The following is a 13,061-nucleotide window of genomic DNA, read 5'->3' on the forward strand; positions in this document are numbered from 1 at the left end:
GGCCTGTCATCTAAATCGATGACAGGCCTTTAAATAAAAATAGTTTATTAATACCTAAGGTTTAACCTTTTCGCATACGGGCTTTCTTGTAGATTTTAACGGCCATCATGATAATCATACTAAAAAGTATAAGTCCGACAAAGCCCCAAAGCCACGAAAGTGCACTTTTCAAAACCACCAGAAAAACAATCGCAAAGAGAAAAATGGTAGCTACTTCGTTCCAAATCCTTAACTGAGTAGAAGTCCATTTAAACAAGCCCTCTCGCATTTGCTTCATAATTACCTGGCATTTGAAATGATACCAAAGCAAACCTAGTACAAAGAGGAATTTTACCATCATCCACGGATGATGATACCATTGCATCTCGATCATCAACCACAAGCCGCTGCCAACAGTAAGAATCATGGAAGGTACAGTAATGATGTTCCAAAGTTTGGATTCCATCAATTCGAACTGCGTTTGTAAAACCTTCCGTTCCGATTCTTCACGTTCGTTAGCCTCGGTATGATAAATAAACAAACGAACCATGTAAAATAAGCCGGCGAACCAGCTTACTACAAAAATGATATGAACGGCTTTAATGTATAAGTACACGAATTGAACGTATTTTATGCACGAATTACACGAAGACTTTGGTGTAATTCGAATAATTCGTGCTATTAGTGCTATTAATACTTAAACTCTTTAATCACCTCTATTGCGTACTTCACATTGTCAAACGGAAGATCAGGCATAATACCATGACCTAAGTTGAAGATGAAGCCATTTTCGCCTCTCATACGCTCGATCAATCGCAAAACGCGCTCTTTAATCACCTTTTTATCAGCGTAAAGAATATGAGGATCGAAATTACCTTGTACCGCAATATTAGATGGCAAACGTTTTTTGATATCCAACAGATCTACATTCCAGTCAATTGAAATTACATCCGGCTTAGCTTCGGCCATTAACGGCGCAAACACTGAACTTCCTTTGCAGAAAGAAATAACCGGAATATCCTTACGATTTAACTTCGAAATGATTTCGGTAATATAAAAATGCGAGAACTCTTTATAATCGTCCCAGGCTAAGGCCTCTGCCCAACTATCAAAAATCTGAATTGCATCAACACCCGCTTCAATTTGCATATTCAAATAATCGGCAGTGATAACGGCCAGTTTCGACAATAATGCCTTGGCTGTTTCCGGCTCATTGTGCAACATTAATTTGGTTTGCTTAAAGCTCTTTGACGACTTTCCTTCAACCAAATAACTCATCACCGTAAACGGAGCACCTGCAAAGCCAATTAATGGAGTTTTATGTGGTGCCAAGCGTTCCTTGATGATCTTAATGGCATCAGCAACGTATTTCAACGACTCTTTTGCAGGAGGTACATTAAGTGCTTCCACATCTTTCATGGTACGCACAGGATTGGCAAACTGGGGTCCAACACCTTGCTCAAACGACAGCTGACCACCCATTGCTTCAGCCGTAACCAATATATCTGAAAATAATATGGCAGCATCAATTCCTAAAAGATCAACCGGCAACATCGTTACATCGGCTGCAATTTCAGGGGTTTTACACATTTCCAGGAACGAATATTTATTCTTGATCTCCCAGTATTCTTTCATGAATCGTCCTGCTTGACGCATCATCCAAACCGGTGGACGTTCTGTTGGCCGCGAAAAGGCAGCATCTATAAATAAATTACTCATATTATGTATTACGGATTACCGGTTGTGAATTACGAATTGGAGCATTATCCCGCAACTAGCAATTTGAAACTCGAAATTTTAATTTATTAATCAGTGAACTTATACCCAACCCCTCTTATCGAATGAAAGTAACGAGGTTCTTTGGGGTTCGGTTCAAAATATTTACGAAAAGAGAGGATAAAATTATCAATGGTTCGGGTAGATGGAAATACGTCATAATTCCAAACCGTTTCAAGTATCTGCTCTCGAGAAACAACTTCACCTTTGCGCTCGATCAATAATTTCAAGAGCATTACTTCCTTTTTGGTAAGCATGGTAGTGATTCCATCATCGGTAGTAAGTTCAAAACTGGTAAAATTGATCTCTTTATCGCCAATTTTGTAAGTATTTAACGATTTTCCTTCTTCGGTATTTCTAAGACTTCGTTTCACCAAGATCCCTACCCTAAGAATTAATTCTTCGAGGTTAAATGGTTTAGTGAGATAATCATCGGCACCTTTTTTTAACCCCATCACACGGTCTTCGCTGGTGTTTTTGGCAGTGAGAAATAAAATAGGCACATCATAATTCTGCAACCTAATCGTCTCAGCTACCTGAAACCCGTCAATTTCTGGTAACATCACATCCAGCAACACGAGGTTAAAACGCTCTTCCTTGATTAAGCGAAGTGCTTTCTTCCCATCCATAGCTGTGGTAACATGATAGCCCTCCAGCTCCAGATTTAGTTTAATAGCTTCGAGCAAATGCTCTTCATCTTCAACCAATAATATGCGTGATTGACTCATATGAGGGATGTTAATTTAAATGCAAGTTTATGAAATTGAATGCCGCTTTTCGGTAATGCGAATGTCATTTTTACTCCAGATCTTCAAACAATTCGTTTAAATCTAAAACAAAGCCGGGCAAAACTGGAGTAATGATTACATCTCCTCCCGTCATCAATTTTGAGGGCTGAAACAAACCATCTACAAGCGTATAAATTAAAAAAGTTTTATTCTGGGGAGATACGATCCAATATTCTTTTACGCCTGATTCTTCGTAAACTTCGTATTTGTTTTTTAGTTCCTTTGCATTGTTTCCTGGTGATAGAACCTCCACTACAATATCAGGAGCCCCAACCACACCTTTATCATCTATCTTTTCCGAATCACACACCACACATACATCCGGCTGTACTACTGTAATGATATCTTTATCTTCTTTAGATTTTCTTGGCAAACGAATATCAAAAGGGGCAATAAATACTTTACAAGGCTTATGCTTTAAAAAATTGGAAAGGAAAACATAAATAGAACCAGTTAATGTTTGATGCACTCGGTTAGGCGCGGGACTCATTTTAAATATTTTACCTTTTATGAGTTCCAAACGTTCGTCAATAGTCCATTGCAGATAATCAGCATAAGTATATTGACCACCGTAGGTAAAATCGGGTTCATGCAGTTCGTTTTTCATGCTGTTCATTTAAGAAAGATAAGCAAAGTTCTGAATGTTCACTGACATTTTACTTCACAAACTCAAAGAAACCAGGCATTTAACCTTTAAAAAACGACTTCAAAAACAGTTCCTTGCGGTTGATTATTTTTCACCTGTATTGAAGCGCCATGATTATCCAAAACCTGCTTTACAATAAAGAGGCCAAGACCGGTTCCTTTTGTTTTGCGCGTATCCTCCTGTCCTACACGATAAAACTTATCAAATATCTTCGATTTTTCTTCATCCGTAATTCCCACTCCCTGATCATTCACCATCAATACAGTTCGGTTATTTTTCCTGCAAAGAACAAGATTTACTTCTGTGCCTTCATCAGAATATTTAACTGCATTTTCCAAAAGATTAGAAACCACTAAGTCAATGGTAAATTCATCACCAATCATCAATATATCAGGGGCAATATCAGCCCTTACGATTCTTTTTTGCAGAATACCCTGATGTCGTTGCACCACCTCCTGCACTGCAGCAGATAAATTGAATTGCTCTTTCGGGTAACTGTATGAGTTGTTTTCAATCTTGGTAGCCATCAACATATTCTCTACTAAATCATCTAAACGCTCAATATCTGTTAATGAATTACGGATAAACGCCTGTTGCTTTTCTTTATCCAAATCGCGTTTTAAAATAGTTTGAAGATATAATTTGATGGATGCCAAAGGCGACTTTAGTTCGTGGGTAACACTAAGAAGGAAATTTTTCTGTCGCCGGTTGAGCGCTATTTCATCCTGAATAGAACGCTTAATTGAGTAGGCGCCCCAAAATAGAATAACAACAAAAACAGAAAATTCGCCTACAACCATTGAAGTTTTATGTGGTTGCGCATTAATAAGCAGCTGTCCCCACCACATGAGTTGGAAGAGTACATACGCAATCAAAACATAAAATAATGTTAGAGGAGGAATTTTATGTTTCATCTTTTTAAAAAGATCATGAATGGGGAGATTAGAGTCTCCCCATTCATTTATTTATGCTTAAAAGTAATATCTAATGCCTCGAAAATCGCTCGTTTAGCAACTTCTAAGTCAGTTTTAGTATGAGCAGAGGAAACAAAACCGACTTCATAGCCTGATGGACCAAAGTAAATTCCTCTATTCAAACATTCGCGATGGAAAAGTTTGAATTTTTCCATACTGGCAGGGTCTATCTGCGAAGCAGCTTGTGTTTTCTCCAGATCAGTAAAAGCAATCCAGAAGATGGAACCGATCTGCTGTACCTTCACTTTATAGCTTCTTGCCGAAGCGAAACGCTGAATGGATTCAGCAAACTCCTGTGTTTTGTTGTTCAGATCTTTATAAAAACCAGAACGACTAAGTTCGGTTAACTGAGCAATACCTGCAGCCATAGCAATTGGGTTTCCTGATAAAGTTCCCGCCTGATAAACCGGGCCTTCAGGTGATACATTTGCCATTATCTCACGGCTTGCGCCATAAGCCCCAACCGGCATACCTCCACCAATAATTTTACCATAAGTAATAATATCAGGCTGAATCTGGTAATATCCTGCGGCTCCCTCAAAACCTACTCTGAAACCAGAGATAACTTCATCAAAAATTAACAAAGTACCTTCTTTACTGGTAATATCTCGAAGAGCCTGCAAAAACTCAGGTTCTTGTAGTAATAAACCATTATTAGCCGGAATAGGCTCAATAATTACAGCCGCAATCTGATCTTTATATTCTTTAAAAGCCTGCTTAACGGCCTCTATATTGTTCAGTTCAACAACGATGGTTTCTTTGGCAAATGATTCAGGAACACCTGCTGAGCTGGTTTCTCCAAAAGTAACCAAACCCGAACCTGCCTTTACCAATAAGCTATCGATGTGACCATGATAGCAGCCTTCAAATTTTAATATTTTATCACGTTTGGTATATCCTCGGGCTAAACGGATGGCACTCATTACGGCCTCTGTACCCGAGCTTACAAAACGAAGTTTTTGTATGTATTTGTTGTTTTTAAGAATCAGTTCGGCTAGCTCATTTTCAATAGCAGTAGGAGCCCCAAACGACATACCTTTTAAAGCTGTTTCGGCTACCTTTTCACGTATTTTAGAATTGTTATGACCTAAAATCAACGGCCCCCATGAACAGCAGAAATCAATAAATTTATTTCCGTCAACGTCCCACAAATAAGCACCATCACCTTTGTCGATAAATAAAGGAGTTCCATAAACCGATTTAAAAGCACGTACCGGTGAATTTACTCCCCCCGGAAAATACTCTTTTGATTTCTCATATAATTCAGCTGATTTCTCCCTCGAAATATCCGCCTTTCCAGTAGTTGCTACCGGCTGATCAGCTTCTGAACCTTTCTTAAATAATCCAAACATAAATGAAACGCAAAAATTAAGATGAACTTTGTTTTAAAACGCCTTACCTCGCCAAAACTTATCTCCACTACAAATTAAAAGACTAAAATGTCTGTAATTACAGCCATTTGTTGGCAACAATATCGCGGGCATGATACGTAATAATGATGTTAGCTCCTGCACGGGCAAAGGCATACATATTCTCCATCACCACTTTTTGCTCGTCTACCCATCCTTTTTGAGCGGCAGCTTTAATCATTGAATACTCACCCGATACATTATAACATGCCACCGGCAAGTTAGTATTTTGACGCAAATCTCTGATAACATCAAGGTAAGCCAAAGCGGGCTTAACCATTAATACATCTGCTCCTTCCGCTTCATCCAACTCTGCCTCACGCATTGTTTCTCGTGGATTACGGAAATCCATTTGGTAGGCTTTACGGTCACCTTTGTTTGGAGCCGAATCGGCAGCCTCGCGGAAAGGACCATAATAAGCTGACGCAAATTTAATAGAATAAGACATGATGGCCGTATTTACAAATCCATGCTCATCAAGTTTATTGCGCATAGCTTCAATTCGTCCATCCATCATATCAGAAGGGGCAACCATATCAGCTCCAGCTTCGGCATGGCTTAACGCCATTTTAGCTAAAACTTCTACAGTTTCATCATTCTGTACATAATCATCTTTTAAAATACCGCAATGACCATGCGTAGTGTAAGCACAAGTGCAAACATCAGTTGCTACGTATAATTCGTCTTTGAATTTCTCCTTAAGGGCCTTTACAGCTTTGTAAACTACTGAATCATGTGAATGGGCCGAATGAGCATCCTCACATTTCTCTTCGCCAACACCGAAAAGCAACACCTTATTGATACCCAACTTTAAGCCTTCTTCAACATCTTTCAATAATGTATCAACTGAAAAATGACTGATCCCCGGCATGGCATCAATCGGATGAACAATGTTATTACCTGGCACCACAAAATAAGGGTACATAAACATATCTTTTGAGATACGTGTTTCGGCAATCATTTCTCTGATAACGGAATTTTTTCTTAAACGGCGGGGACGGTACAGCATAATGAATTTCGAATTTAGAGTTACGGATTACGAATAATGGTTTTGAAATTCGTAATCCGTAACTCGGAAAATAACTAATTATAGCAACCCGTAAACGGCTTCTGATAAGCCGATTTCGTCGGGTGAATAAGGGATTACATAATTGGTATAGCCAAACTCTTCCAATTTATTTCCGGTTGATTTACCAATGGCTACTACTTTTTGATTCATGAAGATCACATTATCATTTGATAAGTAAGCCTCAACATTTGACGGGCTGGTGAACACCAAAATATCAGCCGAAGACTGATTTATTTCTTTTTCCTTAACTGTTTCGTAAACAGGTAAGTCAATACTATTGATCTTATCAGCTAACTGCACCTGAATGGTACGCAATGAATCTTTGGCTTGCGGGAACAAAACGGTTTGGTTTTGCACCTTTGGCAATAAACTTTCAGCTACTTCCCTGATATCGCCAGATTCTCCAACAAAATCAGGTACACGATTGAAATGACGCAGTTCATTTTCTGATCCACGGCCCATTACCCCTATTTTAACTTTTTTAGGGATAACCGGCTCCAAACGGAAGAAGTTTTCAACACCGTTTTTACTGTTAAAGAAAATCCAATCGACTTGCTTTAAAATGAATGAATCAAACGTGTTAATAATTGGGAAAGTGCGTATTAATGAACGATCCTCAATATCAAGGTTAAACTTCTCTAGCGCACGACGTAAGAAGCTTTCTTCTGAAAGTTCACGAGAGATGAACAAGGATTTAACTGTGTTCTTCTCTTTTGTATAATGATCAACAATGTGTTCAGCTAAACCTTCTGATGTTTTTGCTCTAAGGAATAATCGTTCCGGAAAATCCTCATCATCTGTGGCTTTGGAAGTCCATACCTCAAATTGTCCGTCTTCTTTCTTGCAATAAACACCTAATGGCATATGACAACCACCATCGAACATGTTCAATACCTTCCGTTCAACAGAAATGGTTTCGGCCACTTCTTTATTATGTATTTGTTGCAGAGCCTCAATTAGCTCAAAGTTATTTGAGCGAGTTTGCAGGGCAAGCACTCCTTGTGCCGGAGCAGGAACCATCTCAATAGGATCAATTTCTTCGACATGAAACTCACTTAAATCCAGTTGCAAACGATGCACACCAGCTTTTGCCAATATGATTGCATGATAATCACCATCGCGCAATTTTTGAATGCGTGTTGGCACATTACCACGTAATTCTTCAAATTCAATATCAGGGCGTAAACTTCTGAATTGTGCTTTCCGACGATTTGATGAGGTACCTACAATGCCGTTATATCTAACTGAAAACTGAAGACTTAAGTCAACGCAATCCTTAAGAATGATCAACAATTCTGTCGGATCTTCACGTTCAGAAACGGCAGCAATAGTTAAGCCCTCTGGAGATTCGGTTGGTAAATCTTTATGTGAGTGGACAGCAAGATCAATATGCCCCTGTAATAACTCATCTTCCAGCTCTTTGGTAAAAAAACCTTTTCCTTCAAGTTTAGAGAACGACAAATTGAAAAAGTTATCGCCTTGTGTTTTAATAATTTTGATCTCTGATTGCAGTCCAATTGCCTCGAGTCTGGCCTTCACATGGTTGGCCTGCCACAAAGCAAGATCACTGCCTCTTGAGCCTATAACGATAGTTTTATTCATGCTATGTAATTAGAGATGTAAAAGCGCAAATCTTTTGTCGTATTTATTGTTGCATCAGAATTTCTTTGGCCATAACCATTGGAACACTGATGTATTTTTTTTCGACGTAATTTAGCACTTTTTCAAGTACCTCGCGCGAATTTTCATCCAATGCATTGATCTCATCGGCAAATACTGTATCAACAGCCTTTGCTTTGATCTCTTTTATTTTCTCCGGAACCTGACGCATGGCCAGTTCCACTCTACGTTGTTTTAGAATTGGAATAAACTCGCGGATATTTTCTTCAATAATGGCCTCGGCATACACCAACTCCCCTTTGCGTTCTTCTAAATTACGGTTGGCAATCTCTTGAATTTGCTCAACTGAAATGAAAGCCGGTGAAAACTGTTCTACAACCTCTGCAGCAGTATCATTTGGAAGAGCCAAATCAACAATCACCTTTTTATCGGTGGATCCGTTTAACAACCCTTCATAAATTTCTTTAGTAATTACAGGTTCTGTTGCCCCGGTACAAGTAAGAATCACATCAAAGCCACCACGGTAATTTTTCAACTCTTCTAACGGAAGCGCTTTTGCGCCAATTTCATCAGCTAAAACCTGTGCCTTTGAAAGTGTACGGTTAAATATTACACAATCTTTAAGATCATGCTTTTGCAAATATTTCGTTAGTAACTGAATAGTTTCTCCGGCACCAATAATCAAAAATTTGGCATCGAAACCAATATTATGATTGCGCAACATACGACAAGCCAATGAAGCTACAGAAACTGGTTTATCAGAGATTTTGGTATTAGTATAAACCTCTTTTGATGCTTTTACCACACTGTTCATTGTTAGGCGCATAAAATCGCCCGTTAACCCCCAATCACGGCATTCTTCATACATTTCCCTGATTTGGGCCAATATTTCTTTCTCTCCTACTACTAACGACTCAAGCGAGCATGAAATACGCATCAAATGATCTAAAGCCGACACGTTTGAATACATTGCCGCATTAACAGAATAGTAGTCATGCTGCTCGGCAGTAAACTCAGGAAATAAGAATTTGATTATTTTTTTGGTGAGTGCTGAATCGAGTTCTTTGTCAGTGGTAAAAACAAACTCTACACGGTTACAGGTAGCTATATAAAAAAGTTCGTCGAAATTAAACTTCTCTTTTAAAGATTTTAAACGAGTTGGACGTGTTTCTTTTTCAAGAACCAAACTTCCAACCTCATCTAACGTACAATTTTTAAATGTATAAGCAATAACCTTTAGCGCTTTCAAAATAAACACTTTTAAATAAACCCTTTGCCTAAAATGGCGGTGGAAACATCTGATTTCCTCTTATAAATCAGACTGTCGGTGTAACATGGTTTTCCACCTTGCAAATATGATGAATCGTGCCTTTTCTTAGTGTCACCTTATTGTAAATCGAATTATTTAGAAAGAATTTAAATAAGCAACTATACCCTGATTTCTTTTCATAATGATATATAATGATGGCCTAATCTCTAACTTTTTAAGTAATTTATATCCAACTGTATTGAAGGGCGTCTGCCAATTATTTTAACACCGTTAACGTAATGCTGCTGAAACAAAACCTAAGTTTATACCGCATCTTAAAACTTACCTGGAAAGTGGATCTCGGAATGCTGCTATTATGTGCTGTGGTTTGTTATATCGATATTAATTTCTTCCCAAAATCTCAAATTCCTTTTCACTTACCTGCATTATTGGGTACAGCCCTGGCTTTTTTCGTGGCATTTAACAATAACCAGGCATATGACCGTTGGTGGGAAGCCCGGATTATCTGGGGAGGCTTAGTAAACGATTCCCGATCATGGACTCGTGCTTTGCTTCACTACACCAACGACAGAGCATGCGCCCGTAAAATGATTTTCCGTCATATTGGTTTTTTGTATGCCTTAAAAGCTTCATTACGTAAAGTGGAAGACTTTTCTTACCGGAAATACTTATCACAGGAAGAAATTGAAATTGTAGACCGTTTTAGCAACACCCCTAATGCCATAATGGATTTGCAGGCAAAAGACCTTCAATATTTAGCTACCGAAGAACCCCGAATAGATGGATTCAGATTTCTGGCTTTGAATAACTTACTCACCAATTTTTGCGACGGAATGGGTAAATCAGAGCGCATAAAGAATACGGTTTTTCCTACTACCTATGTTTATTTTACCCGGTTATTCATTTGGATACTGGTGACCTTAATTACCTTAACCAGCAGTAACGCAATAGGTTACGCGGCTATCATTATTGGCTGGCTAATAGGCTTTGTTTTCCATGCTACCCATATAAACGGAATGACGATTATGAACCCTTTCGATCTTGATCCTTCGTGCATTCCATTAAACAGCATCGTGAGAACAATAGAAATTAATTTGCTTGAGGCTTTAGAAAAAACCGATATTCCCGCACCAGAAAAAACTATCCGTGAAGGTGAATATATTTTGTAAAGGAAGGATAGCTAGTAACTGTTAGAAATTAGCTACTCCTCTTTCGGGAATTTACAACAAAGGTTCCACCCAATCGCCGTGTTCTTTTATCAGGTTAATCAGTTCATCAACGGCTTTTTCAGCAGGCACGTTGCGTTTTACCACTTCCTTTTCTTTATAGAGGGTAATCACACCCGGACCGGTACCTACATACCCATAATCAGCATCAGCCATTTCACCCGGTCCGTTTACAATACAGCCCATGATGCCAATTTTAATACCTTTTAAGTGATCAGTACGGCTGCGGATAAGTTGAGTTGTCTCCTGCAGGTCGAACAAGGTACGTCCGCATGAAGGACAAGAAATATATTCGGTTTTAGAAATTCGGGTTCTGGTTGCCTGCAAAATTCCAAAGGCAACTGAATTGATGATTTTCGAAGAAATTTCATCAGCCTGCAACCACAAACCATCAACTAAACCATCTGTAAGAAGCGCTCCAATATCAGTAGACGCATCTAACATGAAATCATCTTCAGTAATCGTTGAATAGCTACGCTTAATAATTATAGGCACCTCCAATTGCTGATTTAACAAGTCGAAAATAAACTGGCGTTGTTCAGCCATACCATGAATATTATCCGTTATTAAGATCAATACTATCGATTTATCACTCTTCAGAGCGTTAACAAATCCATTGTAAACTTCATCAGATGATTCAAAGAATACTTTAATATCTGTTTCAATAAAATTCAACGTGGCATCTCTTTGATCAGCATTTAGGTACTCTTCCACAGAAAATATCGGATGGGCGTTTTGCTTATCCGACAAGCTCTTCCAGGCTGAATAATTATAAATCTGTTTTAAGTTACCTGGAAAACTAAATGAAGGCAATGCATCTCCCAAATAAGCAAAATCAGCGGTTTGCTCATTCATATTATACTTATCGAGCGTTGCCGAATAGTTATAACCAATGGCTGAAAGAATGAATGGGTCCTTCAGGTTTTGATTTGAAAGATCAATAATAACTCGTGGCACATTGTGATCACCAATATTTTCTACTGAATGTGTTTTGCGTCGTTTATAAGAATAAGGATCGAATGTAGCCGGAAGAATGATTTCAGGTTGAAGATTATCAGTTTCAGGTTTGATCAACTCATACTGCTTAGCGCGTAATTCATAACGTTTAGCAAGAGCTGCAGCAACAGGAGCTTCAAATTCCGGTTCTTCGGTTAACGAAACCCGAATAGTATCACCCAAACCATCTTCGAGTAAAGTACCAATTCCCACAGCCGATTTGATACGTCCATCTTCACCATCACCTGCTTCGGTAACACCTAGATGCAGTGGATAATTCATACCTTCGGTAACCATTTTCTCTACCAGCATGCGGTATGCCTGTACCATTACCTTTGGATTGCTGGCTTTCATTGAAATTACCAGGTTATGGTAATCAAGATCGGCACAAATACGCATAAACTCCATGGCCGATTCAACCATACCCATTGGTGTATCACCGTAACGGCTCATGATACGATCAGAAAGCGAACCGTGATTGGTACCAATACGCATTGCTGTACCGTACTCTTTACAAATTTTCACTAAAGGTGAAAAACGTTTTTGAATACGTTCCACCTCTTGCATGTATTCAGAATCGGTATAATCTATTTGCTGGAATTTTTTCTTGTCGATGTAGTTGCCTGGATTTACCCGAACTTTTTCAATAATACGGGCAGCTAATTCGGCGGCATTTGGTGTAAAATGGATATCAGCTATTAAAGGAACATTATAGCCCCGGTTGCGTAATTCCTTTTTGATTTCGGCAAGATTTTGAGCCTCCTTCATACTAGGAGCTGTAATACGAACATATTCACAGCCGGCCTCCACCATACGAATGGTTTGCTCAACGGTCGCTATAGTATCCATTGTATCGGTTGTCGTCATTGATTGGATACGAATTGGGTGGTGCGCACCCATTGCAATATCCCCAATCTTAACTTCACGGGTAACAAAACGAGAATAGCTATTTAATGAATTGCAATATTTCCCTTTTAATGCCTTTAACTGATTTAAATCTACAACCGAATTCATGAGGCAAAAGTAATAAAAACCTTAATAAAATAGCCCGAAGCTCTGGCTTCGGGCTAACTCAAAATTCTATTGAAATTTCTATTATGCTTATTGAACATATTTTGGTTTATCAGGCATTACTACCCATAAAATCAAATAGATAAGTACACCGGTACCAAGTCCAAAAAATAAAATCAAGAAGATAATGCGCACAATGGTAGGGTCCATATTAAAATATTCGCCTAAACCCGAACAAACACCACCAATAACTTTATTGTCAGGGTTTTTATACAATCGTTTTTCCATCAGTTTTTA

Annotated in this window: 12 protein-coding genes; 1 reads left to right on the forward strand and 11 read right to left on the reverse strand. The window is 38.6% G+C overall.

The features are described from left to right. Positions 1 to 61 precede the first annotated feature (61 nt). From NF867_RS06375 to hemA, 9 genes are all read right to left on the reverse strand, one after another. Entirely contained in the window at positions 62 to 595 is a 534-nt protein-coding gene (locus tag NF867_RS06375; RefSeq protein WP_252586915.1) for a CopD family protein, read from the reverse strand. 74 nt (positions 596 to 669) lie between these two features. Beyond that, complete coding sequence (gene hemE / locus NF867_RS06380) at positions 670 to 1,698, reverse strand: uroporphyrinogen decarboxylase (protein ID WP_252586918.1); 1,029 nt, start codon at positions 1,696 to 1,698, stop codon at positions 670 to 672. A gap of 86 nt (positions 1,699 to 1,784) precedes the next feature. Further along, on the reverse strand, positions 1,785 to 2,483 hold the full coding sequence (locus NF867_RS06385; RefSeq protein ID WP_252586920.1) for a response regulator transcription factor: 699 nt from the start codon (positions 2,481 to 2,483) through the stop codon (positions 1,785 to 1,787). Between the two features lie 70 nt (positions 2,484 to 2,553). Then, complete coding sequence (locus NF867_RS06390) at positions 2,554 to 3,150, reverse strand: Uma2 family endonuclease (RefSeq protein WP_252586922.1); 597 nt, start codon at positions 3,148 to 3,150, stop codon at positions 2,554 to 2,556. An 86-nt stretch (positions 3,151 to 3,236) separates the two neighbouring features. Beyond that, positions 3,237 to 4,103, reverse strand: a complete 867-nt coding sequence (locus NF867_RS06395) for a sensor histidine kinase (protein WP_252586924.1) — start codon at positions 4,101 to 4,103, stop codon at positions 3,237 to 3,239. 47 nt (positions 4,104 to 4,150) lie between these two features. Further along, entirely contained in the window at positions 4,151 to 5,515 is a 1,365-nt protein-coding gene (gene hemL / locus NF867_RS06400) for a glutamate-1-semialdehyde 2,1-aminomutase (protein ID WP_252586927.1), read from the reverse strand. A gap of 97 nt (positions 5,516 to 5,612) precedes the next feature. Beyond that, positions 5,613 to 6,581: a porphobilinogen synthase gene (gene hemB, locus NF867_RS06405; protein WP_252586929.1), complete on the reverse strand. Its 969-nt coding sequence runs from the start codon at positions 6,579 to 6,581 to the stop codon at positions 5,613 to 5,615. 78 nt (positions 6,582 to 6,659) lie between these two features. Continuing rightward, positions 6,660 to 8,243 (reverse strand): hydroxymethylbilane synthase, encoded by a 1,584-nt coding sequence (gene hemC, locus NF867_RS06410; protein ID WP_252586931.1) that lies wholly within the window; start codon positions 8,241 to 8,243, stop codon positions 6,660 to 6,662. A gap of 43 nt (positions 8,244 to 8,286) precedes the next feature. Beyond that, entirely contained in the window at positions 8,287 to 9,519 is a 1,233-nt protein-coding gene (gene hemA / locus NF867_RS06415; RefSeq protein WP_341870029.1) for a glutamyl-tRNA reductase, read from the reverse strand. A gap of 290 nt (positions 9,520 to 9,809) precedes the next feature. Between hemA and NF867_RS06420 the strand changes: the two genes are divergently transcribed. Further along, positions 9,810 to 10,700: a bestrophin family protein gene (locus NF867_RS06420; protein ID WP_252586934.1), complete on the forward strand. Its 891-nt coding sequence runs from the start codon at positions 9,810 to 9,812 to the stop codon at positions 10,698 to 10,700. A 51-nt stretch (positions 10,701 to 10,751) separates the two neighbouring features. On the opposite strand, the gene ispG is transcribed toward NF867_RS06420, so the two are convergent. Continuing rightward, positions 10,752 to 12,767 (reverse strand): (E)-4-hydroxy-3-methylbut-2-enyl-diphosphate synthase, encoded by a 2,016-nt coding sequence (ispG, locus tag NF867_RS06425; protein ID WP_252586937.1) that lies wholly within the window; start codon positions 12,765 to 12,767, stop codon positions 10,752 to 10,754. Positions 12,768 to 12,854: 87 nt separating this feature from the next. Beyond that, the gene (locus NF867_RS06430; protein WP_252586939.1) at positions 12,855 to 13,052 is read right to left on the reverse strand and encodes a PspC domain-containing protein; all 198 of its coding nucleotides are present in this window, start codon (positions 13,050 to 13,052) and stop codon (positions 12,855 to 12,857) included. Positions 13,053 to 13,061: the final 9 nt, after the last annotated feature.

It is taken from the genome of Solitalea agri, from assembly GCF_023914155.1.
Taxonomy (GTDB): Bacteria; Bacteroidota; Bacteroidia; order Sphingobacteriales; family Sphingobacteriaceae; genus Solitalea; species Solitalea agri.

What these genes read in the sequence shown, in the direction of transcription:
- NF867_RS06385 (WP_252586920.1), bottom strand. Translation starts at nt 2,483, where the DNA reads ATGAGTCAATCACGCATATTATTGGTTGAAGATGAAGAGCATTTGCTC.
- NF867_RS06390 (WP_252586922.1), bottom strand. Translation starts at nt 3,150, where the DNA reads ATGAAAAACGAACTGCATGAACCCGATTTTACCTACGGTGGTCAATAT.
- hemE (WP_252586918.1), bottom strand. Translation starts at nt 1,698, where the DNA reads ATGAGTAATTTATTTATAGATGCTGCCTTTTCGCGGCCAACAGAACGT.
- NF867_RS06395 (WP_252586924.1), bottom strand. Translation starts at nt 4,103, where the DNA reads ATGAAACATAAAATTCCTCCTCTAACATTATTTTATGTTTTGATTGCG.
- hemB (WP_252586929.1), bottom strand. Translation starts at nt 6,581, where the DNA reads ATGCTGTACCGTCCCCGCCGTTTAAGAAAAAATTCCGTTATCAGAGAA.
- NF867_RS06420 (WP_252586934.1), top strand. Translation starts at nt 9,810, where the DNA reads ATGCTGCTGAAACAAAACCTAAGTTTATACCGCATCTTAAAACTTACC.
- hemC (WP_252586931.1), bottom strand. Translation starts at nt 8,243, where the DNA reads ATGAATAAAACTATCGTTATAGGCTCAAGAGGCAGTGATCTTGCTTTG.
- ispG (WP_252586937.1), bottom strand. Translation starts at nt 12,767, where the DNA reads ATGAATTCGGTTGTAGATTTAAATCAGTTAAAGGCATTAAAAGGGAAA.
- NF867_RS06430 (WP_252586939.1), bottom strand. Translation starts at nt 13,052, where the DNA reads ATGGAAAAACGATTGTATAAAAACCCTGACAATAAAGTTATTGGTGGT.
- hemL (WP_252586927.1), bottom strand. Translation starts at nt 5,515, where the DNA reads ATGTTTGGATTATTTAAGAAAGGTTCAGAAGCTGATCAGCCGGTAGCA.